The sequence below is a fragment of the Promicromonospora iranensis genome, from assembly GCF_028994775.1.
In the GTDB taxonomy this organism is placed as follows: Bacteria; Actinomycetota; Actinomycetes; order Actinomycetales; family Cellulomonadaceae; genus Promicromonospora; species Promicromonospora iranensis_A.
In genome coordinates this window covers 106,187-130,158 of record NZ_JAJQMN010000011.1, presented here as the reverse complement: position 1 = coordinate 130,158, position 23,972 = coordinate 106,187, and the positions used below count along the sequence as shown (strand labels likewise).

General features: G+C 71.3%; 21 protein-coding genes and 1 tRNA gene. 11 read left to right on the top strand and 11 right to left on the bottom strand.

All coding sequences use genetic code 11. The annotated features are described in order from the left end of the window. Positions 1 to 44 precede the first annotated feature (44 nt). The 3 genes from LUU90_RS20410 (at position 45) to LUU90_RS20400 (ending at position 5,034) form a co-directional block, all read left to right on the top strand. Entirely contained in the window at positions 45 to 1,742 is a 1,698-nt protein-coding gene (locus LUU90_RS20410; RefSeq protein ID WP_275005714.1) for a DNA repair helicase XPB, read from the top strand. A gap of 184 nt (positions 1,743 to 1,926) precedes the next feature. Then, positions 1,927 to 4,113 carry a TPM domain-containing protein gene (locus tag LUU90_RS20405; protein WP_275005713.1) on the top strand — a complete coding sequence of 729 codons (2,187 nt, stop codon included), beginning with the start codon at positions 1,927 to 1,929 and terminating at the stop codon, positions 4,111 to 4,113. A 114-nt stretch (positions 4,114 to 4,227) separates the two neighbouring features. Further along, complete coding sequence (locus tag LUU90_RS20400; RefSeq protein WP_275005712.1) at positions 4,228 to 5,034, top strand: carbonic anhydrase; 807 nt, start codon at positions 4,228 to 4,230, stop codon at positions 5,032 to 5,034. A gap of 99 nt (positions 5,035 to 5,133) precedes the next feature. Here the strand turns inward: LUU90_RS20400 and LUU90_RS20395 are convergent, their stop codons facing one another. Next, the gene (locus LUU90_RS20395; protein WP_275005710.1) at positions 5,134 to 5,727 is read right to left on the bottom strand and encodes an NYN domain-containing protein; all 594 of its coding nucleotides are present in this window, start codon (positions 5,725 to 5,727) and stop codon (positions 5,134 to 5,136) included. A gap of 118 nt (positions 5,728 to 5,845) precedes the next feature. Between LUU90_RS20395 and LUU90_RS20390 the strand changes: the two genes are divergently transcribed. The 4 genes from LUU90_RS20390 to LUU90_RS20375 all read left to right on the top strand — a co-directional run bounded on the left by LUU90_RS20390 (position 5,846) and on the right by LUU90_RS20375 (position 9,315). Continuing rightward, positions 5,846 to 6,571: a response regulator transcription factor gene (locus tag LUU90_RS20390; protein ID WP_275005709.1), complete on the top strand. Its 726-nt coding sequence runs from the start codon at positions 5,846 to 5,848 to the stop codon at positions 6,569 to 6,571. Further along, positions 6,564 to 8,036: a sensor histidine kinase gene (locus tag LUU90_RS20385; RefSeq protein WP_275005708.1), complete on the top strand. Its 1,473-nt coding sequence runs from the start codon at positions 6,564 to 6,566 to the stop codon at positions 8,034 to 8,036. The genes LUU90_RS20390 and LUU90_RS20385 overlap by 8 nt, the downstream gene beginning before the upstream one ends. A 126-nt stretch (positions 8,037 to 8,162) precedes the next feature. Further along, complete coding sequence (locus tag LUU90_RS20380; protein ID WP_275005706.1) at positions 8,163 to 8,867, top strand: HD domain-containing protein; 705 nt, start codon at positions 8,163 to 8,165, stop codon at positions 8,865 to 8,867. A 163-nt stretch (positions 8,868 to 9,030) separates the two neighbouring features. Next, a complete protein-coding gene (locus tag LUU90_RS20375) occupies positions 9,031 to 9,315 on the top strand; it encodes a WXG100 family type VII secretion target (RefSeq protein ID WP_274995017.1) in 285 nt (94 codons plus the stop codon). A gap of 118 nt (positions 9,316 to 9,433) precedes the next feature. Here the strand turns inward: LUU90_RS20375 and groL are convergent, their stop codons facing one another. The 6 genes from groL to LUU90_RS20345 all read right to left on the bottom strand — a co-directional run bounded on the left by groL (position 9,434) and on the right by LUU90_RS20345 (position 15,388). After that, positions 9,434 to 11,062 (bottom strand): chaperonin GroEL, encoded by a 1,629-nt coding sequence (groL, locus tag LUU90_RS20370; RefSeq protein WP_275005705.1) that lies wholly within the window; start codon positions 11,060 to 11,062, stop codon positions 9,434 to 9,436. A 196-nt stretch (positions 11,063 to 11,258) separates the two neighbouring features. Continuing rightward, complete coding sequence (locus LUU90_RS20365; protein WP_275005703.1) at positions 11,259 to 12,776, bottom strand: phytoene desaturase family protein; 1,518 nt, start codon at positions 12,774 to 12,776, stop codon at positions 11,259 to 11,261. A gap of 307 nt (positions 12,777 to 13,083) precedes the next feature. Continuing rightward, positions 13,084 to 13,287 carry a cold-shock protein gene (locus tag LUU90_RS20360; RefSeq protein ID WP_274995013.1) on the bottom strand — a complete coding sequence of 68 codons (204 nt, stop codon included), beginning with the start codon at positions 13,285 to 13,287 and terminating at the stop codon, positions 13,084 to 13,086. Positions 13,288 to 13,608: 321 nt separating this feature from the next. Further along, positions 13,609 to 14,268, bottom strand: a complete 660-nt coding sequence (locus LUU90_RS20355; protein WP_275005701.1) for a LytR C-terminal domain-containing protein — start codon at positions 14,266 to 14,268, stop codon at positions 13,609 to 13,611. 42 nt (positions 14,269 to 14,310) lie between these two features. Beyond that, positions 14,311 to 14,610, bottom strand: a complete 300-nt coding sequence (locus LUU90_RS20350) for a DUF3263 domain-containing protein (RefSeq protein ID WP_275005827.1) — start codon at positions 14,608 to 14,610, stop codon at positions 14,311 to 14,313. A gap of 115 nt (positions 14,611 to 14,725) precedes the next feature. Continuing rightward, positions 14,726 to 15,388: a uracil-DNA glycosylase gene (locus tag LUU90_RS20345; RefSeq protein ID WP_275005826.1), complete on the bottom strand. Its 663-nt coding sequence runs from the start codon at positions 15,386 to 15,388 to the stop codon at positions 14,726 to 14,728. Positions 15,389 to 15,542: 154 nt separating this feature from the next. Here LUU90_RS20345 and LUU90_RS20340 point away from each other — a divergent pair, with 154 nt between their 5' ends. The 4 genes from LUU90_RS20340 (at position 15,543) to LUU90_RS20325 (ending at position 19,994) form a co-directional block, all read left to right on the top strand. Continuing rightward, a complete protein-coding gene (locus LUU90_RS20340) occupies positions 15,543 to 16,397 on the top strand; it encodes an SGNH/GDSL hydrolase family protein (protein ID WP_425596274.1) in 855 nt (284 codons plus the stop codon). A gap of 132 nt (positions 16,398 to 16,529) precedes the next feature. Then, the gene (locus LUU90_RS20335; protein ID WP_425596273.1) at positions 16,530 to 18,062 is read left to right on the top strand and encodes an MFS transporter; all 1,533 of its coding nucleotides are present in this window, start codon (positions 16,530 to 16,532) and stop codon (positions 18,060 to 18,062) included. Positions 18,063 to 18,099: 37 nt separating this feature from the next. Beyond that, positions 18,100 to 18,645, top strand: a complete 546-nt coding sequence (locus LUU90_RS20330) for a TetR/AcrR family transcriptional regulator (RefSeq protein ID WP_275005700.1) — start codon at positions 18,100 to 18,102, stop codon at positions 18,643 to 18,645. Positions 18,646 to 18,722: 77 nt separating this feature from the next. Beyond that, positions 18,723 to 19,994 (top strand): ATP-binding protein, encoded by a 1,272-nt coding sequence (locus LUU90_RS20325; protein ID WP_342470836.1) that lies wholly within the window; start codon positions 18,723 to 18,725, stop codon positions 19,992 to 19,994. 84 nt (positions 19,995 to 20,078) lie between these two features. Here the strand turns inward: LUU90_RS20325 and LUU90_RS20320 are convergent. From LUU90_RS20320 to LUU90_RS20305, 4 genes are all read right to left on the bottom strand, one after another. Further along, positions 20,079 to 20,154, bottom strand: a tRNA-Thr gene (locus tag LUU90_RS20320). Positions 20,155 to 20,209: 55 nt separating this feature from the next. After that, positions 20,210 to 21,028 (bottom strand): DsbA family protein, encoded by an 819-nt coding sequence (locus tag LUU90_RS20315; RefSeq protein WP_275005699.1) that lies wholly within the window; start codon positions 21,026 to 21,028, stop codon positions 20,210 to 20,212. 123 nt (positions 21,029 to 21,151) lie between these two features. Then, entirely contained in the window at positions 21,152 to 22,009 is an 858-nt protein-coding gene (locus LUU90_RS20310) for a DsbA family protein (RefSeq protein WP_275005698.1), read from the bottom strand. 120 nt (positions 22,010 to 22,129) lie between these two features. After that, complete coding sequence (locus tag LUU90_RS20305) at positions 22,130 to 23,962, bottom strand: protein kinase domain-containing protein (RefSeq protein ID WP_275005697.1); 1,833 nt, start codon at positions 23,960 to 23,962, stop codon at positions 22,130 to 22,132. Positions 23,963 to 23,972: the final 10 nt, after the last annotated feature.

Genomic DNA, 23,972 nt, shown 5'->3' with positions numbered 1-23,972 from the left:
TCGGCCGCAGTAGAGCAATACCAGACTGAACTGAGGGAGACCCCATGCCCGACGGCCCGTTGATCGTGCAGAGCGACAAGACGCTCCTGCTGGAGGTCGACCACCCGAGCGCCGAGAGGGCGCGGCGCTCGATCGCGCCGTTCGCCGAGCTGGAGCGCGCACCCGAGCACGTGCACACCTACCGCCTGACGGCGCTGGGTCTGTGGAACGCTCGTGCGGCCGGCCACGACGCGGAACAGGTCGTGAGCACGCTCCTCGAGTTCAGCCGCTACCCGGTGCCGCACGCGCTGCTGGTCGACGTAGCCGAGACGATGGCCCGCTACGGGCGCCTCCAGCTGGTGCAGGACCCGGCGCACGGCCTCGTGCTGCGCACCACCGACCGGGCGGTCCTCGCGGAGGTGCTGAAGTCGCGGCGCACCGCGGGCCTGGTCGGCGAGCGGCTGGACGATTCCACGGTCCTGGTGCACCCCTCCGAGCGCGGCCACCTCAAGCAGGTGCTGCTCAAGCTCGGCTGGCCGGCCGAGGACCTCGCGGGCTACGTCGACGGCGAGAAGCACCCGATCGAGCTGAGCCCCGTCACCAAGCCGCGGACCGAGCACGAGAAGGCCGCGGCCTGGGAGATGCGCCCCTACCAGGCGCAGGCCGTCGACGGGTTCTGGCACGGCGGGTCGGGTGTCGTGGTGCTGCCCTGCGGCGCGGGCAAGACGATCGTCGGTGCCGGTGCCATGGCGAAGTCGGGCACGACGACGCTCATCCTCGTGACCAACACCGTCAGCGCGCGCCAGTGGCGCGACGAGCTGGTGCGGCGCACGAGCCTGACCGAGGACGAGATCGGCGAGTACTCCGGCGCCCGCAAGGAGATCAAGCCGGTCACGATCGCCACGTACCAGGTGCTCACCACCAAGCGGAAGGGCGTCTACACGCACCTCGAGCTGCTGGACGCCCGGGACTGGGGCCTGGTGCTCTACGACGAGGTTCACCTGCTGCCCGCCCCGGTCTTCCGGATGACGGCGGACCTCCAGGCCCGGCGCCGCCTCGGCCTGACGGCCACCCTGGTGCGCGAGGACGGCCGCGAGGACGAGGTGTTCAGCCTGATCGGGCCCAAGCGGTTCGACGCGCCGTGGAAGGACATCGAGGCGCAGGGCTACATCGCGCCCGCCGACTGCGTGGAGGTGCGGCTCACACTCCCGGAGAGCGAGCGCATGACGTACGCGACGGCCGAGATGGAGGACAAGTACCGGCTCGCCGCGTCGGCGTCGGGCAAGAAGGAGGTGGTGGAGCAGATCGTGGCGCGCCACCCGGACGACCAGGTGCTCGTGATCGGGCAGTACATCGACCAGCTCGAGGAGCTGGCCGAGCACCTCGGCGCGCCGATCATCACCGGGGCGACCACCAACAAGGAGCGGCAGCGGCTCTTCGGGGCGTTCCGCGAGGGCGAGATCTCCCGCCTCGTGGTGAGCAAGGTCGCCAACTACTCGGTGGACCTGCCGGAGGCGTCGGTGGCGATACAGGTGTCGGGCTCCTTCGGCTCCCGCCAGGAGGAGGCCCAGCGCCTCGGGCGCATCATGCGCCCCAAGGCCGACGGCCGTACCGCGCACTTCTACGCGGTCGTCGCGCGCGACACCGTGGACCAGGACTTCGCCGCCCACCGGCAGCGGTTCCTGGCCGAGCAGGGGTACGCCTACCGCATCGTGGACGCCGAGGACCTGGACGAGTCACCAGCCGGTTCGCCGGCCCCCTGACCGGCTGTGAAAATGCGCTTCACGCTGGGCGTTTACCTGAGGATTCGTTGCATATGCGCAACGAGGCCCTCTCGGTTTGCGCGGTCTTGAACCCGGGGTGACGATCAGGGACGTGATCGAGTCCCCAGCAAGACACGAGCATCCGCAGCAAACCGGCACCCGGGCATCCGGGGGTTGGGCCGTCGTGGCCTTCGCAGGCCTCGTCGGAATCGTTCTGGCGGCCACCTCGCAGGCCGCCAACGCGACGGTCAGCGCGCCCGGCGAGCCGGTGCCGTCGGTGTCGCCGCGCCTGTCCGCGGCGACCCAGGCGGAGCTGATGTCGGACGTGCTTCCCGCGTCGCCACCGATCACGCTCACCACCCAGGTGACGGACGGCGCGGGCGCGCTCGGCGACGCCGAGCGCCAGGACGTGGACGCCGCACTCGACCGGCTCGCCGACGAGTCGGACCTGCGCATGCTCGTCGTGTACATCGAGAGCTTCGACGGCACCGACCCCGTGGACTGGGCCAACGCGAGCGCGAACCAGTCCGGTCTCGGGCCGGACGACCTGCTGCTGGCCATCGCCACCGCCGACCACGAGTTCGGTCTGTCCGCGGACACCAACGTGCCGCTCACCACCGCGCAGCTCAGCGACATCGACGACGCGGTGACGTCCGCCGTCGAGGACGAGCGGTGGGCCGCCGCCGCCACCGACGCGGCCGACACCGTCCACCAGGCCACCACGGCCACGACCAGCCCCCTCCTGGTCGCCGGCGCGGCCGTGGCCGGCGTGCTGGTCCTCGCCGTCCTCGGTTACGTCCTGTGGCGCTTCGCCGCACCGCGGCTCCGGCCCCGCCTGGCCGCGCTCAGCGACCGCTCGCCGGCGTCCGGCGGGCCGGAGCCCGACGCGCTCGACGACCTGCCCGTCGCCGTGCTCGACGAGCGTGCCGCCGCCGCCCTGGTGGGGATCGACGACGCGCTCAAGACCTGCGAGCAGGAGCTCGGCTTCGCCCGCGCGGAGCTGGGCGCCGACGCGACCAGGGACTTCGAGCTGATCCTGGAGCGCGCCGCAGCCGACGTCCGGCGGGCGTTCGCGATCCGGCAGGAGCTGGACGTGGCGACCGCGCGGGCGGAGGACCTGCTCGCACAGGACGCGGGGCCCGACGGAACCTCTGCGGCCGACGTCCCCGCGGCCGGGGCACACGGCACGGCGCTCCCGGAGGCCGAGCGGCGCGCCCGCCTGAACCACGTCATCGCGCTGTGCGAGAGCGCCGCCGACACGCTCGACGCGCGCACGCGCGCGTTCGACGACCTGCGCCGCCTGCAGCAGCGCACGCCCGAGCTCCTGGCCGACGTCGACACCCGGGAGCCGGAGGTCACCGACCGGGTGGCCGCCACGCGCACCACGCTGGAGACGCTCGCGGAGCGGTACCCGGCGGACACGCTGGCGATGGTGTCGGGCAACCCGGAGCAGGCAGAGCTGCTGCTGGTCAACGCCAAGGCGGCGGTCTCCGCCGGACGTTCCGCCCTGGAGGCCGGACAGAAGGCCGTCGCCGTCGCACACGCCAGGGGCGCGCAGAACGCGCTCGGCCAGGCGGTCATGCTGCTCGACGCCGTGGACGCCACCGCCGCGCACCTGGAGGAGGCGGCAGGACGGCTGGACAAGTCGATCGCGTCGCTGACCCAGGACGTGGTCGCCGCCCGTGCCGTCGAGGGCGACTTCCGCGTCACTCTCGCGCGCACCGCCGCCCAGGCCTCGCTCAAGCACGTCGAGGTCACGCGGGAGGGCGGTGACCCGCTCGCCGGGCTGCAGCGCATCGCCGCCGCGGAGGCCTCGCTCGACGCCGCCCTGGCCGCGACCCGCGACGCCACCGAGGTGGCGGCGCGAGCATCCGCGCTGCTGCGCGACACCCTCGGCCGGGTCGACGAGCAGCTCCGGCAGACCGCCGACTTCGTGGCGACGCGCCGCGGCGCCGTCGGCTCGACGGCGCGGACCCGGCTCGCGGAGGCGGTCCGGCTGGCCGACGTCGCCCGCTCGCTCCAGCCGACCGACCCCGCCGCGGCCCTCGGCGAGGCCCAGCGCGCGAGCAAGCTCGTGCAGGAGGCCGCGCGGCTCGCCCGCGCGGACGCGGACGCCGTCGTGACCGCGGCCGCTGCCGAGTCCGAGCCCGACACCGACGGCGCCCGCAGGCCCGACGAGAACGGCCCCATCACCGGCGGCATGATGCTGGGCGGCATCCTGCTCGACCCGAACGTGGTGCGCTCCCGCAGGCGCGCCGCCACCGCACGGATCGGCGGCGGATTCGGCGGGGGCGGGTTCGGAGGTGGACGCCCCGACACGCTCCGCAAGCTCGGCACGGTCCGGGCATGGTGGCCGTCACCGGCGAAATAAACCGGTCATACGTCACATTCGGGTGGGCGGCCAGGCCCAGGAGATCGGGAGTATTTTGACCTGCCGGTCTCCTGGTCCTCGGGGGGCCGGATGGTCCCCACGAGAGGTAGCCACATGAAGAAGCTCGTCCTGCCTGCCGTCCTCCTCCTCGCCCCGCTGCTCGCGTCCTGCGCGACCAGCGGCTCCCCCGACGACGCGGCGTCCACCGCTCCGCCGCCCGCCGCAGCGGGCGAGGTGCACTGGTCGTACGACGGCGAGGAGGGCCCCGACGAGTGGGGCCACCTCGCCAAGGACTTCGCCGAGTGCGAGGTCGGCGACGCGCAGTCGCCGATCGACCTGCCCGACCACGCCGACCAGAAGCTGACGGAGCACCCGAGGATCTCGTCGTCTCCCACCGTCGGCGAGTCGGTCGACACCGGGCACACCATCCAGCTCGTGCCTGACGGCGACGCGTCCGAGATCGAGTGGAAGGACAACGAGTTCGACCTGGCCCAGGTGCACTTCCACCTGCCGTCGGAGCACACCGTCGAGGGCGAGGCGCTGGACGCCGAGTTCCACTTCGTCCACAGCACCGAGGACGGCCAGGTGCTCGTGCTCGGCGTGCTGGCCCGTGAGGGCGACACCGAGAACAAGGACTGGCAGCCGTTCATCGACGGCGCGGCCGAGCCGGGCACGGACGACCTGCCGATCGACGTCGCCGCGATGCTGCCTTTCGACCCGACGTTCGAGGAGTACGCGGGCAGCCTCACGACGCCGCCGTGCACCGAGGGCGTCGACTGGGTCATCTACCACGAGCCCATCGAGCTGTCGGCGGAGCAGATCGCGGTGCTCAAGGCGGCGTACGACGACAACGCCCGCCCGGTCCAGCCGCAGGGCGCCCGCGAGGCCTACGAGGGCACCATCACGATCAGCCGCAACTAACCACCCCGTTGAGTGCTGGATATTTGTGCCTCCAGCGCGCCTGGAACCGCAGATATCCAGCACTCAACGAGTCGGGCCGGGGCGGCCGACGGCGGGGCGCTACAGGTAGCGCAGCGGGTCGAACTCCTCGATCGGGATGATCCGAACGCGCGGCAGCATGGTGGTGAACGCGTCGGCGTCGGCCTCGAGGTCGTACATGACCAGGCCGCGCTGCTCCAGGTCCGTGAACCGGGCGTTGACGAACTCCCGGAAGCCCAGCAGGCCGACGCGGCGGTCGTCGTCGTCGAGCAGCGCCTCGATCTGCGGCAGGAAGTCGCCGTCGTGGCTCGCGAGCAGCACGTCGCCGGGGCGGTCCATGAGCGCGTCGAGGGTGCGCTGGATACCGACGTCGACGACCTTCTCGGAGCCCTGCGCCGCCAGGGGGATGGGCTTGTAGCCCATGGCGAGCAGCGCCTGCACGAAGGGCATCGGCATCTGGCCGGACGTGGCGTTGAGGAAGAACAGCGGCACCACGTCCTGCGACCACACCTTCTCCGCGAAGGCGGAGATGCGGTCCCAGCGGGGACGCTCCTCGGGTGCGGGACGGCGGTTCAGCACGTTCATGCCGAGCGTGGCGTCGATGTTCTCACCGTCGACGATGAGATACGTGCGCCGGGGCGTCTGCCCTGGAACCTGCGGGAACGGTGCTGACATGCACCCCAGCCTAGCCGCGTGGCAGGTGCCGGGCCGGACAGATCACCCCGGCGGAAACCTGGGCGATTTCCCGGGCGAATCTCAGGCACTCCTCAGGAACCGGTCGCACACTTGAAACATGGCTACTCCTGAGGCGCGTCTCGTCGTGGTCGACGACGAACCGAACATTCGTGAGCTCCTGTCCACCTCCCTGCGCTTCGCGGGTTTCGAGGTGCATGCGGCCGCGGACGGCAACGGCGCCCTCCAGCTCGTCCGCGACATCGAGCCCGACCTCGTGGTGCTCGACGTGATGCTTCCCGACATGGACGGGTTCACCGTGACGCGCCGCATGCGGGCGACCGGCCGGCACACCCCCGTCGTCTTCCTGACCGCGAAGGACGACACGCAGGACAAGGTGCAGGGCCTCACCGTGGGCGGCGACGACTACGTGACCAAGCCCTTCAGCCTCGAAGAGGTGGTGGCCCGGATCCGTGCGGTGCTGCGCCGCACGGGCGTGCCCGCCCCCGAGGAGGAGGCGGTGCTGCACGTCGGCGACCTGGAGATGGACGAGGACTCGCACGAGGTGCGCCGCGCGGGCGTCGAGGTGGACCTGTCCCCCACCGAGTTCAAGCTGCTGCGCTACCTCATGCTCAACGCCGGGCGCGTCCTGTCCAAGGCGCAGATCCTGGACCACGTGTGGCAGTACGACTGGGGCGGCGACGCGAACATCGTCGAGTCCTACATCTCCTATCTGCGGCGCAAGATCGACGCCGTGGAGGTCGACGGCGAGCCCTTGCCACCCCTGATCCACACGAAGCGCGGAGTGGGGTACCTGCTCCGCGCCCCGCAGCCTGCCCGTGCTTGAGCGGACCAAGGAGCGCCTGTCCGGCATCCCGCTGCGCGCCCGGCTGGTCGCGATCATCTCGCTGCTGCTCGCCGCAGGGCTGGGCATCGCGGCGGTCGCGACGACGACGGTGGTGTCGCGCTTCCTCGTCGAGCAGGTCGACAACGAGCTGCGCACCGCGTCGGTCGACGTGAACCCGATCCTCCTGTCCCTCCAGTCGGACATCCCGCAGGCACTGCCCAGCGACTACTTCGTCCGGATCACCTACGACGACGGCGAGGTCAGGGAGCTCGGTGTCCAGGCGGCCTCACGTTACGGCCGACCCGACCTGCCTACCATGACCTTGAAGGAGGCCGGCGACACCCACCGCGAGCCGTTCACCGTGGGCGCCGCGACCAACACCTCGGGGAGCCAGAGCTGGCGGGTGGTCGCTCTGCCCGTGACGATCCGGGCGACCGGTGAGCCGGCCGTCGTCCAGGTGTCGCTGCCCCTCGTCGGTATGGACAAGACTGTCTCGATCCTGACCCAGACCCTGATCATGTCCGGCCTGGGCATCGTGCTGCTCGGCGGGCTCACCGCGTGGGTCCTGGTCGAGCGCTCCCTGCGATCGCTCCGGACCGTCGAGCACACGGCCGCACAGATCGCCGCCGGCGATCTCACGCTACGCGTCCCGGAGGCCCCGCCCGGGACGGAGATGGGCTCGCTCGCGACGTCGCTCAACGCCATGCTGACGCAGATCGAGCGGGCCTTCGCCGCACAGGAGGCCTCCGAGGTGCGGATGCGGCAGTTCGTCTCGGACGCCTCCCACGAGCTGCGCACACCGGTCGCGACCATCCGCGGGTACGGCGAGCTGTACCGGATGGGCGCCCTGGACACCACCGACAAGGTGGACGACACCATGCTCCGCATCGAGGACGCCGCGCGGCGCATGGGCACGCTGGTCAACGACCTGCTGGTGCTGGCCCGGCTGGACGAGGGGCGCCCGGTCGCCCGGGAGGACGTCGACCTCGTCGCCCTCGCCCGCGACTCGGTCCAGGACCTGCACGCGCTGGACCCGACCCGCGAGGTGGTGCTGGTGCCGCTCCTCGCCGAAGCCGCCCCGGACGACCCCGCGGGACAGGTTCCCGACACGTTGGTCGTCGAGGGCGACAGCGACCGGCTGCGACAGGTCGTCACCAACCTCATCGGAAACGTCGCACGGCACACACCGGCGGGTACACCCGCGGAGATCGCGCTCGGCATCCGGCAGGCCGACGGCGTCGCGGTGCTCGAGGTGCGCGACCACGGACCCGGCCTCACCGAGGAACAGGGCAAGCGGATCTTCGAGCGGTTCTATCGCGCGGACTCGTCCCGCACCCGCGAGTCGGGCGGCTCGGGGCTCGGGATGGCCATCGTCGCGGCGATCGCCGGCGCCCACGGCGGGCACGTCGAGGTTTCCGACACCCCCGGCGGCGGCCTCACCGTCCAGGTCTCTCTGCCCCTCTGACCTGCGTCGTCCCCTACCGGGCCGCGCCCCGATGATCACGATCCAAGACGGTGGTAGCCGCGGCTGACGGTTTCGGTAATAGGCTGGCGGTGCAGTGACCGACCTCAACCGTTAGGCAGAATTCACATGGGCGTGCTCGCGTCTGACGCGCCGCAGTGGTTGCTCACGTCGTTCGTCCGCAGTGCTGTGGGCGCGGGCGCCACGGCGGACACCGAGGCGATCGAGGAAGTCGGCCAGACCCTGCTGGGCCGCTGGGCCGACGAGCACCGGCACTTCCACAACCTGCGACACCTGGCCGCCGTCCTGCACCGGGTGGACCAGCTGGCCGAGGAGACGCACGAGCCCGACCTGGTGCGCCTCGCCGCCTGGTACCACGGTGCGGTGTTCAGCTCCGAGAAGAAGGTGGCCGAGGCCTCGCAGGGCGGCGAGCAGACCACCGCGTCCGCGCTCCTCGCCCGCGAGGAGCTGACAGGGCTCGGCGTGCCCACGCGTGCCGCCGAGCGCGTGGCCGCACTGGTGAACGCCATAGTCCGGCATGCGCCGGACCCGGCGGACTTCGACGCCGCCGTGCTCAACGACGCCGACCTTGCGATGCTCGCCGCCGAACCCCAGCGTTACAAGGAGTACAAGGCCGCGGTGCGCCAGGAGTACGCGCACATCCCCATCGACGTGTACCTCAAGGCCCGGATCCGGGTCATCGAGCGGCTGCTCGCCCGCAGGTCGCTGTTCCTGAGCCCGATGGGCGCCGCCTGGGAGGAGCCCGCGCGGCAGAACCTCGACATGGAGCTGCACCGGCTGCGCAAGGAGCAGGCGAAGCTCGGCTCTGCCTGAGACAGGCGCTCCGTACGGCACCGGAGCGGTTCGAGCACGACCACACCCCGGCCTCTGCCGTGCCCGTGCACAGCACCCCGCTGGTGCCCTCCGCCGCCGGACCGCGTCCACCTACCGTCGGTGAGGTGGCGCCGGACGGTCCGGCGCGCGGGAGGTGATGGCCATGCGGTTCGAGGTCGACAGCGACCAGGTGGAGCAGGCGGGCGCCGCGGTGGCGGGTTCGGTGGCGACGGTGCGCACGGAGGTGGGGGCGCTCATGCGTAACCTCGACGCGCTGCAGGCGAGCTGGCACGGGCCCGCGGCTGCCGCGTTCGGTGGCACCGTCGCGCAGTGGCGCGGCGCGCAGGCCCAGGTGGAGGGCGCCCTGGACGCGATCCAGGCCGCCCTGGCCGCCGCGGCCCGCACGTACGCGGAGGCGGAGGCCGCGGCCACGCGCATGTTCTCCTAGCAATGCCTGGAAATGGCCGACGCCGGCCGGTCACCCTCCGTGGAGAAGGTGACCGGCCGGCGTCGGACAGGTACTCCGGTCGACCCGAGAGGGTCGACCCGAGAGGGTCAGGCCGGACTCAGAAGTCCATGCCGCCCATGCCACCCGTGGGGTCGCCGCCCTGGGCGCCCGCGGGCTCCGGCTTGTCGGCGACAACTGCCTCGGTGGTGAGGAACAGCGCGGCGATGGAGGCCGCGTTCTGCAGAGCAGAACGGGTCACCTTGACCGGGTCGTTCACACCCGCGGCGAGCAGGTCCTCGTACACGCCGGTCGCGGCGTTGAGGCCCTGACCGGCCGGGAGGTTGCGCACCTTCTCCGCCACGACGCCGCCCTCGAGGCCGGCGTTGATGGCGATCTGCTTGAGCGGCGCGTCGATGGCGGCACGCACGATCGTGGCGCCGATCGCCTCGTCACCCTCGAGCTCGAGCTTGGCGAACGCGACGGCACCGGCCTGGATGAGGGCCACGCCACCACCGGCGACGATGCCCTCCTCGACGGCAGCCTTCGCGTTGCGAACGGCGTCCTCGATGCGGTGCTTGCGCTCCTTGAGCTCCACCTCGGTGGCCGCGCCGGCCTTGATGACGGCCACGCCGCCGGCCAGCTTGGCGAGGCGCTCCTGGAGCTTCTCGCGGTCGTAGTCGGAGTCCGACTTGTCGATCTCGCTGCGGATCTGGTTCACGCGACCGGCGATGAGGTCGGCGTCGCCGGCACCCTCGACGATCGTGGTCTCGTCCTTGGTGACGACAACCTTGCGCGCCTGGCCGAGCTCCTCGAGCGTGGCGTTCTCCAGCTTGAGGCCGACCGTCTCGGTGATGACCTGGCCACCGGTGAGGATCGCGATGTCCTGCAGCATGGCCTTGCGGCGGTCGCCGAAGCCCGGTGCCTTGACGGCGACGGACTTGAAGGTGCCACGGATCTTGTTCAGCACCAGGGTCGCCAGGGCCTCGCCCTCGACGTCCTCGGCGATGATGAGGAGCGACTTGCCCGACTTCATGACCTGGTCGAGCAGCGGCAGCATGTCCTTGACGTTCGAGATCTTCGACTCGACGATCAGGACGTACGGGTCCTCGAGCACGGCCTCCTGGCGCTCGGGGTCCGTCTCGAAGTAGCGCGCGAGGAAGCCCTTGTCGAAGCGCATACCCTCGGTGAGCTCGAGCTCGAGGCCGAAGGTGTTCGACTCCTCGACGGTGATGACGCCTTCCTTGCCCACCTTGTCGAGGGCCTCGGCGATGAGCTCGCCGATCGCCGGGTCACCGGCCGAGATGGCGGCCGTGGCAGCGATCTCTTCCTTGGTCTCGATCTCCTTGGCAGCGTTCAGCAGCTGCTCGGTGACCGCCTCGACAGCCTTCTCGATGCCGCGCTTGATGGCGATCGGGTTGGCCCCGGCGGCAACGACGCGCAGGCCCTCCTTCACGAGCGCCTGGGCGAGCACGGTGGCGGTGGTGGTGCCGTCACCGGCGACGTCGTCAGTCTTCTTGGCGACCTCCTTGACGAGCTCCGCACCGATCTTCTCGAACGGGTCGTCGAGCTCGATCTCCTTGGCGATGGAGACACCGTCGTTCGTGATCGTGGGGGCACCCCACTTCTTGTCCAGAACGACGTTGCGGCCCTTCGGGCCGAGCGTGACCTTCACCGTGTCGGCGAGCTGGTTGAGCCCGCGCTCCATGCTCCGACGAGCTTCCTCGTCGAAAGCGATGATCTTGGCCATGGGGATGAATCCTCCGCTGGTGGCTTGTCCAGGCCGGCCGGTGCCCGCGACGGACGGCCTGCCGTCCCGACGATCATGTCTCGCCGTGACCGGAGGCCTCACCATTCGACCCTTGCTGTCACTCTCGAACGGAGAGTGCTAAGACATTATTGGCACTCGGACCATGAGAGTGCAAGGCGCGTCCGGGTCGGGTGGGTCACGGGCGGAGGTCCGGGAGCGAGCGGACGTCGAACTCCCGCAGCAGCGCCCGACGAGCGGCGTGCCAGCCCCCCATCCCGTGCACACCCGGCCCGGGCGGGGTCGAGGCGGAGCACAGGTACAGCCCCTCGGCGACCTGGTAGGGGTCGGGCGCGAGCGTGGGCCGCGCGACCATCTGCCACATCGTGGCCGCCCCCGCGGAGATGTCGCCGCCCAGGTAGTTCTGGTTGTGGCGCTCCATCTGCGCGGCAGGTAGGCACCGCGAGCCAACGACGACGTCGCGGAAGCCCGGAGCGAACCGCTCGATCTGCCGGGTGACCGACTCCGTCACGTCCTGCGTCGAGCCGGCCGGCACGTGCGCATAGGTCCACAGGGGCCGCGTGCCACCGCGCGACCGGCTCGGGTCGGCGATGCTCGGGTCGCTGACCAGGACCACCGGATGGTCGGCGTGCAGCCCGTGCGCGACGCTGTCCTCCGCCGCCACCAGCTCCGCCCGGGACCCGCCGACGTGCACGGTGGCAGCACGTCCGACGTCGGGCACCCGCCACGGGACCGGCCCGTCCAGCACGAAGTCGACCTTGGCCGCCGCGTTCCCGTGCCGGAACCGCCGCAGGGCCGCGTGCCGCCCCGACCGGATCCGGTCCCCCGCGACCCGGAGCAGGGTGCTCGGCGTGGTGTCGAACAGCACCGCGCGGGCGGGTGGCAGGTCGGCCCAGGTGTCGACCCGGCGCCCCACCTCAACGGTCCCGCCGTGCGCCTCCAGGTCGCTGACCATGGCATCCGTGATGGCCTGGGATCCCCCGACGGGGACCGCCCAGCCGCCGTCGGCGTGCGCGAGGGCCGCAAGGAGCAGGGCGGTGCCGGCACCGGAGAGCGCGGGGAGCGGTGTGATGTTGTGCGCCGCAACCCCGGTGAGCAGCGCTTTCGCCTCCTCCGTAAGGAACCGGCGGTCCCAGCGCGGCCCGCCCTGCTCGAGGAGCGCGGCAGCGAACCGCAGGCCGGGCCGGACCATCGAGGCGAGCCCCGACGCGGTCACCGTGTGCCCGCCGGCGCCCCGGACGCCCTCCAGCATGCCGCGCACGGTCCGCTTGTCCCCCATGGCCAGCGCCGTGACCTGCCGCCAGTCGGCGGCGAGCGGACCCAGCAGGTCGCGCCAGGCGCCGCCGTCGGGACCGAGCCGGTCCGCGGTCCGCGTCAGGTCACGGAAGGCGAGCCCGGCGCGATCGCCGTCCAAGGGCTGCGCGTAGGCGACCTCGGGCGCGACGAGCTCGACACCGCGCGCAGAAAGATCGAAGTCCCGGAAGAACGGCGACGCCCAGGCCATGGGGTGCACGGCGGAACAGAGGTCGAACAGCATGTCGCCGCCGAGCTCGGGAATCGCGAGGGTGCGGGCGCCACCGCCGACCGTCGGCTGGGCCTCGAGGACGCGGACGCCGAGCCCTGCGCGGGCGAGCGTGACCGCGGCCGCCAGGCCGTTGGGTCCTGAGCCCACCACCACCGCGTCGAGCAGGGTCACTCCCCCATCGAATCATGGTCAGGGGCTGATGGCCGACGGCGGGCGCGTCTGCTTCACGGCGTGAGGTGTCGGCCTACGGCCGAGGGGCGGCCCATGTCCGAGAACCGGCCGAGGGGGCGGCCGGCTGCCAGGACGAGCAGCCGCGGTACGGGGCGGCCGCTCGGTGGCGTCGGGCATCATCGACCGACGGTGTAGCGGGTGCTGGTCGTCGTCGACCATCCAGATCGGACGCCGGGGTCTGGGTCCCGGCAGTCCTGGGGGGCGGCGGGCGACGGGCGGGCACTTCCCGCCCGTCGTCCCATCGATGTCAGGCTGGACGAACCTGCTCCGCCTGCGGACCCTTCTGCCCCTGCCCCACCTCGTATTCGACCGGCTGACCCTCATCGAGAGTCCGGTAGCCGTCGGTCTGGATCGCACTGTAGTGAACGAAAAGGTCCTGGCCGCCGGCGTCGGGGGTAATAAAGCCATACCCCTTCTCGGCGTTGAACCACTTGACGGTGCCCTGGGCCATGCGTAGTTCTCCTTGTACCTCTGCACGGGACACTCGGTCGACCCGTGGTGGTTCGAGCGTAGTGGTCCGGCTCACACCAGGGAAGCCTCAATGCCCGGTATGTGGCATTAAGCGCATGGCGAACGCGCAGGTCAGAGGCTTGAGGCACCGGGCGGACAAGCGGATATCCACCTAGTGGTACAGGCTGGACGGAATATCACGCACACTCCGTCCATGCCCGAGAGTCGACCAGAGGTTGACCTAAAGCCGACGACTACGCTGCCGTCCGCTCCCGGACGCCGCCCGGCTGCCGTACGACACCCGAGCAGCGGCCGGGCTCGATCAGCCGGCGGGCGGAGTCGCGATGAAGACCTGGACCGCCTCGGTCGGATGCGCGCCGACCTCGGCCGACTCCTGCATGTTCGCGGCAGGAATACCGAGCGCCTCCGCGACGGCCGATGCGGTGTCAGCTCGACCCGGGCCGTACAGGACGATGTTCTCGGCGAACGCGTCGACCGCCGGAGCGTTGGCGTCCCCGGCGTTGCCCGGGTTGATCGTGCCGGTGAATCCGGCACTGGCCAGGTTCGTCGCGATCGTGTTGGCGACGCCAGCTTGCCCCGAGTCGTTGTAGACGCCGATCGCGGCCGCCATGTCAGCCGCGGCCGGATCACCCGGATAGTCCGCCGCCGGAGCGCTCGGGCTGGCAGACGGCTCAGCGGACGGCTGGCCCGACGGATCAGCTGAGGGCGAGGCGGACGGCGCACCGGACCCCGACGCGGAGACCGACGGCGACGCACCACCCTGCGCCTCTGCAGGGTCGTCACCTCCGGAGAGCAGCGTGATGCCGCCCCATGCCACGGCGGCGCACACTACGGCGACCAGCAGGAAGGGCCAGGCCGAGCTCCAACCGCTACGCGGCGCACGGTGCACACCCACGGGTGCGCCCCCGGGGACAGCGACGTCGAACTCGTCGGGCGGGTAGGGGTAGCCACTCTTCGTCACGGCAGAGAGAGTAGCGGGTCGTTGTGACGGATCGGTGCCCGGTCAGTGGTTCTCATCCGCCAGCCGTCGTGCAGAGCGTGCCCGCTGGCGGGTCGATCGGACCCTACGCAGGCGCTTGACCAGCATCGGGTCGTGCTCGAGGGCGGCAGGAGTGTCGATCAGCGCGTTCAGCACCTGGTAATAACGCGTGGCTGTCAGATCGAAGAGTTCCCGTGCCGCCTCCTCTTTGGCGCCCGCGTACTTCCACCAACGGCGTTCGAACGCGAGAATCTCCCGATCGCGGTCAGAAAGACCGCTCTCGGTCCGCTCAACGGCGGGGCTCTCGGTGTCCGAGACCAGCACCTTGCCGACCGGTTCGCCGTATGCCCGGATTGCCTGGTTGTTATTCACCCTTGCCCTTTCACACAGTCAACACGCTGGCCCTGCCTCGCGGACGCCATAGACCGGCGCCCCGGCGTTACGGGAGGCGCCAGTCGACCGGCTGCGCACCCTGCTGCTCGAGCAGCGCGTTGGCGCGCGAGAACGGCTTCGAGCCGAAGAAACCGTTGCGGGCCGACAGCGGCGAGGGGTGCGCGCTCTCGACGACCGGCACCGTGCCGAGCCAGGGCTTCAGGTTGCGCGCCTTCGCGCCCCACAGGATCGCCACGAGCGGACCGCCCCGGGCCACCAGCGCGCGGATCGCCGCCTCCGTGACCTCCTCCCAGCCCTTGCCCGCGTGCGAGTCGGACGAGCCGGGTCGGCAGGTGAGCGTCCTGTTGAGCAACATGACCCCCTGGTCGGCCCACGGCCGCAGGTCACCGTTCGACGGGAGCGGGGCACCGAGGTCGTCCTGCAGCTCCTTGTAGATGTTGGCCAGCGAGCGCGGGACGGGCCGCACGTCCGGCTGGACGGAGAAGGACAGGCCCATGGCGTGCCCCGGCGTCGGATAGGGGTCCTGGCCCACGATGAGCACGCGCACGTCCGCGAGCGGCCGCTTGAACGCGGCGAGCACGTTCTCCCCCGCGGGAACGTACGTGCGCCCCGCGGCGACCTCCGAACGCAGGAAGTCGCCCATGGCGTGGATGCGTGGCTCGACGTCCGCCAGCGCTTCGGCCCAGTCGGGTGCGACGACCTGCGACAACGGAGGCGGGCCCGAGGCGGCGGCAGCGTCGACAGGGGGCGTCGGGTTCACGGTGGTCTCCACGTCCAGGAGGTTACCGGCACCCTCCGACACTGCCAGTTTGTGCTGCCCGTCACACGTCCGAACCAGCGAGTCCCACCCAGCACGCGCGAGAATGAGCCCTGTGAGCGCCACGACGACCCCAGACCCGGAAGGCCACACCCCCGACCTCCCCGCAGCCGCCCCCGTCCGCTGGGAGCGGTACATCGCCATGGGCGACTCCTTCTCGGAGGGCCTGTGGGACCCGTACCCCGACGCCCCTGACATCCAGCGCGGCTGGGCCGACAACCTCGCGGCAGTGCTCTCGACCCGCCGCATCGCGGCCGGACAGCTGCCGCTCGAGTACGCGAACCTCGCGATCCGCGGCCGCAAGCTGCGCCCGATCATCGCCGAGCAGCTGGACGTCACCATCGAGGCCCAGCCGGACCTCGTCTCGCTGGTGGGGGGCGGCAACGACATCCTGCGCGCCTCGGCCGACATCGACGCGATCTCTGCCGCGCTGGAGGACGCCGTCGTCGCGCTCCGGGCCACCGGCGCCGACGTCCTGATGGGCACCGGGTTCAAGGCCGGCGCGGCCCTGAGCTGGACCAACGGCCGGGTGGGCGCCTTCAACGCGAACCTCTGGACCATCGCCAACCGGCACGGGGCACACGTCCTGGACCTGTGGGGCATGCGGTCGCTGGGCGACCTCCGCCTCTGGTCCGACGACCGCATCCATCTCACCCCCGAGGGGCACCAGCGGGTGGCGAACGCGGCACTGGTCGCACTCGGCCTCGAGCCGGACGACGCAGCCTACGACGCCCCGCTCGACGCCGCCCCGTCGGCGGCCTTCCGCGAGACGGCGCGAGCCAACGCGGCCTGGATGCGCCAGCACGTCGGGCCGTGGGTCAAGCGCCGCCTGACGGGTACCTCCAGCGGCGACGGAAGGACCGCGAAGTGGCCGACGCCGCAGCCCTGGCCGCGCGCGTGATCGCACGTCCGGCCGTAAACTTCGGCGGGTGAATCTCAGAGGCTCTCCGGTGCACGCACCGGAGAGCCTCCGCCGTTCCAGGTCGCCCCGCTCGGCAGGTAACTTAACATTCTAGATAGTACAGTTGCTGCCATGACGATGAGCCCGACCCTGGGTGCACGCACGACGCCGCTCAGCCCTCGCCGACGCTGGACGCTCCTGGTGACCGTCGGCACCGGCCTGCTGCTGATCACCCTGGACAACTCGATCCTGTACACGGCGCTGCCGACCCTCACCCGTGAGCTCGACGCGAGCTGGACCGAGAGCCTCTGGATCATCAACGCGTACCCGCTGGTGATGACCGGTCTCCTGCTGGGCACCGGGACCCTGGGTGACCGGTTCGGCCACCGGCTGATGTTCCTGAGCGGCCTGGTCGTGTTCGGGCTCGCCTCCTTGATGGCGGCCACGGCGCCGACGCCGGAGGTACTGATCGCCGCGCGCGGCCTGCTGGCCGTCGGCGCCGCGGCGATGATGCCGGCCACGCTGGCCCTGATCCGGGTGGCCTTCGTCAACGAGCGCGAGCGCAACATCGCGATCAGCGTGTGGGGCAGTCTCTCGGTGGTCGGCGGTGCGCTCGGACCGATCGTCGGCGGCGCGCTGCTGGAGCACTTCGCGTGGGGCTCGATCTTCCTGGTCAACGTGCCGGTGGTCCTCCTCGCCCTGATCGTCGGGGTCGCCGTCGCACCGGAGAACGAGCCGCACCCCGGCACCAGGTGGGACTTCGTCTCCTCGGTGCAAGCACTGATCACGCTGGTCGGGCTCGTGGTGCTGATCAAGGAGGTCGTCAAGATCGACCGCTCCGGAACCGTTCTGCTCAGCGCGGCCCTCGCGACCATCCTCGGGTGGTGGTTCTTCGTCCGGCGGCAGCGCCGTCTGCCGTTCCCGCTGCTGGACCTGTCGATCTTTCGCAACGCGGCCTTCGCCTCCGGCGTGCTGGCCGCGGCGTTCGCCATGTTCGCGATGGGCGGCCTGCAGCTGGCGACCACCCAGCGGTTCCAGCTCGTGGTGGGCTTCACCCCTCTCGAGTCGGGGCTGCTGGTGGCCGCCGTCGCGATCGGTTCCCTGCCGTCGTCGATCCTGGGCGGCGCCTTCCTGCACGTCGTGGGCCTGCGGGTCCTGATCGGCGGCGGCCTTGGTGTGGGCGCCGTCGGCGTGGCCTGGACCCTCGTCGGCGTCCAGCACGGGATGGGCTGGCTCCTCGGCGGCCTGTTCGTCACGGGCCTGGGGCTGGGAGCGGCGATGTCCGTGGCCTCGACCGCGATCATCGGGAACGTACCCGCCCGCCGGGCGGGCATGGCCTCGTCCGTGGAGGAGGTCTCGTACGAGTTCGGCAGCCTCGCGGCGGTGGCGCTGCTCGGTTCGCTGCTGACCACGGTCTACACGCTGACCGTCCGCCTGCCCGACGGCGCCCCCGCCGAGGCGAGCCGGTCCCTGACCGACGCCCTGACCGCACCCGGGAGCGGGCCCGAGGTCCTCGACGCCGCGTTCACCGCGTTCGGCAACAGCTACTCGGCCGTCATGGTGGTGTGTGCCGGGGTCCTCGCGGTCGGCGCTATCGTCACGACCGTGCTGCTCCGTGCCTACGGTCCCGGGTCAGCGTCCTCCGCCTACGGCTCCGGCCACTGACACCACCCCGATCGAGACACGCCCCCACGGAGGCCCCGTGCGACCGAGCAACCGCGACCGCATCCTCGACGCCGCCGTCCGCGTCATCCAGCGCGAGGGTGTCACCGCCGTCACCTTCGACTCCGTGGCAGCCGAGGCGGAGCTGACGCGCGGCGGGATCATGTACCACTTCCGGTCGCGCGAAGAGCTGCTGGCGGCCATCCACCAGCATCTCGCCGACCGGTGGGAGGCCTCCCTCCTGGCCGACGCCGGCAAGCCCCTCGACGAGCTCACCGCCGACGAGCGGCTGTCCGCCTACATCCGCGTGAACGCCCGGTCCGCGACCCGCGCCGAGCTGCAGCTCATGCTCGAGGCCGCCACGCACCCCGCGTGGGCCGCGCCGTGGAGCGGTGTCCTGGAGCGCTGGGCGCCCGTCCCAGCCGACGACGGGACCGACGCCGCGTCCATGGCCCGGCTCGTCACCAGGCTCGCCGCCGACGGGCTGTGGATGTTCGAGGCGCTGGCCTACCGGGACCTGCCCGAGGCGCAACGCCGCGCGGTCGCGGAGCACCTGGTGCGGGCGATTGCCGGTCCTGGCGCCTGACACCGGCCCAGCGTGCTCATGGTAGAGCAGATACCGTGCTATCGGTAGAGTAGAACTCGTGCTAACGGTAGACTGGAATGATGGTGGACTACCAGCGTCGCATCATCGATGCCGTTCTCGACGAACTTCAGCCGCACCTCAGGGCGCTGTCGATCCACGGCCCGAAAGGCGTCGGCAAGACAGCAACCGCCTTGCAGCGTGCAGCATCGGTCGTCGATCTCAGTCTCCCGCAGCAGCGCGAGCTCATCACCGCTGATTCGACCCTCTTGACGAGCCTCCCCGGTCCGGTACTCGTCGACGAGTGGCAACGGCTGCCTGAGGTCTGGGACGACGTTCGACGGGCGGTTGACGCGGGATCCGGCCCTGGCCACTTCATCCTCGCCGGCAGCTCAGCTCCGCGAGGGTCCACGATCCACTCCGGCGCAGGACGGATCGTGCCGATGCGCATGCGTCCCCTGAGCCTCGCTGAACGGGACATCGAGACCCAGACCATCAGCCTCGCCGCACTGCTCGGCGGGAACCAGGACGTCGCAGGAACAACGACCTTCCGGCTGGGCGGATACGTCGAAGAGATAGTCGCCTCGGGATTCCCTGCGATCCGCTCCCTGGAAGGACGAGTACGCCGGGTCGAGCTGGACGCCTACCTCCAGAACGTCGTCCAGCGCGAGTTCCCGGAGCAGGGCTACCCCGTGCGGAAGCCGGAGGTCCTCCGCGCCTGGCTTGCCGCCTATGCCGCAGCCACATCGTCGACGACCACCTACTCGAAGATCCTGGATGCGGCGACGGCCGGCCTGTCGAACAAGCCGGCGAAGGAAACCACCATCGCCTACCGCGATGCCCTCTCGTCACTGTGGCTGCTCGACGCCGTTCCGCCATGGATCCCGAGTCACAACCACCTTGACCGCCTGGCACAGCTGCCAAAGCACCAGCTTGCCGATCCCGCACTGGCAGCACGGCTCCTGGGGCTCGACGCCCCCGCACTACTACGTGCGGAACAGGGCAGTACCCGGCTCACAGAAGGCACGATCCTCGGCGCACTGTTCGAGCACCTGGCCGCACTCAGCATCCATACCTACGCCGAGGCCGCGGAGGCCCGCCTCCACCATCTGCGCACACGGAACGGCAATCATGAGGTGGACCTGGTGGTCGTGCGGCCCGACGGTCGAGTGCTGGCCATCGAGGTCAAGCTGGCAGACCGGGTCGAGGACGTCGACGTCAAGCACATCCACTGGCTTCGTGACCGGATCGGAGACGACCTGATCGACGCGCTCGTCGTCTACGCCGGCGAGTACGCCTACCGCCGCCGGGACGGCGTCGCCGTCGTCCCTCTCGCGCTCCTGGGGCCATGACCAGAGCAGATCGGCGGGTTTCCGCCGGGTCAACACCGGACGAGAAGGCGGGGAGGCCCGGAATCCTTGGGATTCCGGGCCTTCTGGAGCCGCCTGTCGGGTTCGAACCGACGACCTTCCGCTTACAAGGCGGGAGCTCTACCAGCTGAGCTAAGGCGGCGGGCGGGGACCAGCCTAACCGCTCCGGGCACCGAAATCCGAGTCAGCGGAGAAGGTCATTCCGAGGTAGGCACCTCGCCGGTGATCGCCGCGGCCAGCGCACCCGGATCGACCCAGCCACCGAACCGTTCGCCGTCGATCAGGACGGTGGGCGTGCTGAGCTGGCCGTCCGTGGTGAGCGACTCGTCGGTGCCCGCCGCTTCCGTCGCCGCCCCGACCCATTCCCCGAAGGTCTCGACCGCCTCACCGTCGGTGATGCCTGCCGCCACGTCCGCCGGTACACCTGCCTGCTCGGCGACCTCAGCGATCTGGTCGTCGGACAGACCAGGGGTGTTCGTCTCCGGCTGGCTCGCGAACATCGCCTCGTGGAAATCCGCGAACTGGCCGGGCGCCCGGTCCGCGACCCAGGCAGCCGCCGAAGCCGCGCGCGTCGAGTACTCGGTGCCCTGGGACGCCCGGTTCAGGATCGATACGGGGTGCACCACCAGCGTGACATCTCCGGCCTCGCGCAGCTCCGCGATGTCGGCACCGTTCAGTGCCTCGAACTCGCCGCAGTGGGAGCACATGTAGTCCACGTAGACGTCCAGTGTCGGGGCGCCGTCGTTGGTGGTACCCGCAGCGCCGTCGGACCCGACCGGGATCCCCGTGTCCTCGACCACACCGGCGGGGAAGTTCTCGACCTTCTCCATGGGCGTCCTCTGCCCTCCGGAGATGATCAGCACGACCGCGATCACCAGGCCGACGACGGCGAGCCCGAGCACCCCGAGCACGATCATGCGACTGCGCTTCTCACCGGCCTGCTGCTTCTTCTGGAGCGCCAGCGCCTCGGCGCGCGCGGCGTCACGACGCTGCGCCTTGGTCGTGTTCGTCGACATGAAGGACCCTCCGGGATGCGGGAAGAGCAGAAGCAGAGCGTCGGACGGCGGCTGCACGGCGGGGCCCCGGGCCGTAGCCCGGGACCCCGCCGTCCACAACCTGTGGACTACTGAGCTGCCGAATTACTCGGACGGCTCCGCAGAGGGCTCCGCGGACGGCTCCTCCGAAGCAGGCGCCTCACCGGTGATCGCCTCGGTCAGCGCGCCGGGGTTCTGCCAGGTCTCGAACCGCTCACCGTCGATCACCACGGTCGGCGTCCCGAAGCCGCCCTGAGCGTTCCGGAGGTCCGGGTCGTCGCCCGCGACCTCCGAGGAGGCCGAGACCCACTCCTCGTAGGTCTCGTGCGCCGTACCGTCGGAGATGCCCGCGGCCACGTCGGCCGGCACGCCGGCCTGCTCGGCGACCTGGGCGATCTGCTCGTCGGAGAGACCCGGGGTCTGCTCCTCCGGCTGGCTCGCGAACATCGCGTCGTGGAACGCGGAGAACTGCTCCGGCGCCCGGTCGGCGACCCATGCCGCGGCCGCCGCGGCACGTGTCGAGTACTCGGTGCCCTGCGACGCGCGGTCCAGGATCGAGACCGGGTGCACCACGAGCGTGAGGTCACCGGCCTCGCGCATCTCGGCGATGCTCGCGCCGTTCAGCGCCTCGAACTGACCGCAGACAGGGCACATGTAGTCCACGTACACGTCGAGCGTCTTCGCGCCCTCGTTCGTGGTGCCCGCGGTGCCTTCGGCACCCACCGGGATCCCGGTGTCCTGGACCACTCCGGCCGGGATGTTGTCGACCTTCTCCATGGGCGTCTTCTGCCCCTCGAGGAAGATCAGCACCACGGCCACGACCAGGACGGCGAGTCCGAGTCCGAGCGCGCTCAGCACGATCAGGCGGCTGCGCTTCTCGCGCGCCTGCTGCTTCTTCTGGAGTGCAAGGGCCTCGGCACGGGCGGCGTCTCGACGCTGCGCCTTGGTCTGGTTCGTCGACATCGGGGTCCTTCGAGATGCGGGCCAATGGGGCGAGGCGCCGCTGGCGCCCAGTCAAGACTACTAGCGCTCACTGGGAGACGGCTGGACGTTTCGTTACGATCCAGACACCCAACCTGTGGATCACCACACGACGTCGGGGCGGTCTCCCAAGGGCCACCACAGCACGTCCGCCACGCCGTCGAACAACGGCTGCGCGGCGAGCACCCCGAGCGCCAGCACGACCAGGACGAGGACGAGCTTCGCGACCCAGCCGGGAGCGATCCGGCGCAGCACCGGCCCGGCCCCGACCCGTGTCCCGTACGACGCCGGCCCGAACCACGCGACGACCACCGTCACGAGCATCGCCACGCCGAGCACGAGGCTGTCGACGATGGGCTCGTTCATGCCACCCACCGACCGCGCCTCGACGGTCGGGACGGGCGCGATGATCACGTTGCCCGGCGCGAACACGATGAGCCCGAGCAGTGCCACGACGACCCCGGCGCAGAGGGCGACCGCGGCGGCGGGCAGCACGCCGAACACGGCGCGCACGAGGTGCCAGGGCGACAGGAGGGTCGCCACGAGCGCGTCGGCCCGGCTGGGGCCGCGCCGCGCACGGCGGTTGCGGAACTCGTCGACGGCGATACCCGCCAGCCGCGAGACGATCATGAGGGCCACGAGCACGACGACGGCGATCCCCGGCCGGGTGGTGGCGAGCGCCACGAGCGCCAGGGCCGCGGCCAGGAACAGCCCCCGGTAGCCGGCGACGTGCGCGGGGTTCGGCCGGTCCAGGGCGAAGGCCGGATCGACGGACTGCGGAGCGGGGTGTACCGCGCCGACCGCCCGACCGGTGACCGATCGGCCTCGGGGCGCGACGGGCGAGACGGCCAGGTCTGTCACGCCACCGAGGAGGCCGGGGCGCGACGCCTCCGCGACGGCGGCGGCTCCCGCCGCGGCGCCGACGCCGGCTCCGCCCGCCGCCTCGGACACCGGGTGCGGCAGGAGGCCCTGTGGCATGACCCGCGTCGAGCCGAGGTCGGCCGGCATCGAGGCGGTCGGGGCGTCGGATGCGTCGGCGGAGGCGAGCTCCGCCGTCGTCGACCCGGCGACGCCGTCGGTGCCCGTCGTCGCGGCGATGAACGCCTCCGACTCGGCCTTGAGCGCCCGCGCGACCTCGTCCGGCCCCCATCTCTCGACGGGCACGGCCCGTAGCGCGGCGCCTAGTGCCCGGGCCGTGCGCTTCGGCAGACCGTCGAGGTCGGCCTGGCCCTGCCGCGAGCGCCGCAGCACCAGCTCGGTGGGCCGGACGCCGAACGGCGCGCGGCCGGTGCCGGAGAACGCGAGCACGGCGGCCCAGGACCACCAGTCGGTGTCCGGGCCGGGCTCGGCGCCGTCGAGCAGCTCGGGGGCGAGGTAGCCGGGGGTGCCCATGACGAACCCGGTGCGGGTGGCGCGCGCGTCGCCCGGACCCTGGGCGAGGCCGAAGTCGATCAGCACCGGCCCGGTCCTGGCGATGAGCACGTTCGACGGCGTGAGGTCCCGGTGCACGACGCCGGTGCCGTGCACCGCCTCGAGCGCGTCGGCGAGCTGGTCGGCCAGCTCGAAGAGGTCACGGGGGTCCAGGGGACCGCGCTCGTCGATCTCCTCCTCGAGCGTCGGCCCCTCGACGAGCTCGGTGACGATGAACGCCTCGGGCCCTTCGAGCTCGGCGTCGAGCACCCGGGCCACCGCGGGGTGCCGCAGGCCCTGCAGCGCTGCCGCCTCGCGGCGCAGCCGCTCGCGGGCGGACGGGTCGTCGAGGTGGCGGTGCAGCATCTTGAGCGCGACGGGGTGCCCACCGTCGTCCTCCGCGCGGTAGACGGCGCCCATGGCGCCGGCACCGATCTCGCGCACGACCGTGTACCCGCCGAGCTTCGAGCCGGCAGCAGGGCCGGCATCGTTCGAGGGCGCTGTCGAGGCTTCCACCTCCTTCATGAGGCACACG

Excerpts from the sequence above, each read along its gene's own strand:
- LUU90_RS20410 (WP_275005714.1), top strand. The coding sequence starts at position 45 with ATGCCCGACGGCCCGTTGATCGTGCAGAGCGACAAGACGCTCCTGCTG.
- LUU90_RS20400 (WP_275005712.1), top strand. The coding sequence starts at position 4,228 with ATGAAGAAGCTCGTCCTGCCTGCCGTCCTCCTCCTCGCCCCGCTGCTC.
- LUU90_RS20395 (WP_275005710.1), bottom strand. The coding sequence starts at position 5,727 with ATGTCAGCACCGTTCCCGCAGGTTCCAGGGCAGACGCCCCGGCGCACG.
- LUU90_RS20390 (WP_275005709.1), top strand. The coding sequence starts at position 5,846 with ATGGCTACTCCTGAGGCGCGTCTCGTCGTGGTCGACGACGAACCGAAC.
- LUU90_RS20380 (WP_275005706.1), top strand. The coding sequence starts at position 8,163 with ATGGGCGTGCTCGCGTCTGACGCGCCGCAGTGGTTGCTCACGTCGTTC.
- LUU90_RS20375 (WP_274995017.1), top strand. The coding sequence starts at position 9,031 with ATGCGGTTCGAGGTCGACAGCGACCAGGTGGAGCAGGCGGGCGCCGCG.
- groL (WP_275005705.1), bottom strand. The coding sequence starts at position 11,062 with ATGGCCAAGATCATCGCTTTCGACGAGGAAGCTCGTCGGAGCATGGAG.
- LUU90_RS20360 (WP_274995013.1), bottom strand. The coding sequence starts at position 13,287 with ATGGCCCAGGGCACCGTCAAGTGGTTCAACGCCGAGAAGGGGTATGGC.
- LUU90_RS20340 (WP_425596274.1), top strand. The coding sequence starts at position 15,543 with ATGAGCCCTGTGAGCGCCACGACGACCCCAGACCCGGAAGGCCACACC.
- LUU90_RS20335 (WP_425596273.1), top strand. The coding sequence starts at position 16,530 with ATGACGATGAGCCCGACCCTGGGTGCACGCACGACGCCGCTCAGCCCT.
- LUU90_RS20325 (WP_342470836.1), top strand. The coding sequence starts at position 18,723 with ATGATGGTGGACTACCAGCGTCGCATCATCGATGCCGTTCTCGACGAA.
- LUU90_RS20315 (WP_275005699.1), bottom strand. The coding sequence starts at position 21,028 with ATGTCGACGAACACGACCAAGGCGCAGCGTCGTGACGCCGCGCGCGCC.
- LUU90_RS20310 (WP_275005698.1), bottom strand. The coding sequence starts at position 22,009 with ATGTCGACGAACCAGACCAAGGCGCAGCGTCGAGACGCCGCCCGTGCC.
- LUU90_RS20305 (WP_275005697.1), bottom strand. The coding sequence starts at position 23,962 with ATGAAGGAGGTGGAAGCCTCGACAGCGCCCTCGAACGATGCCGGCCCT.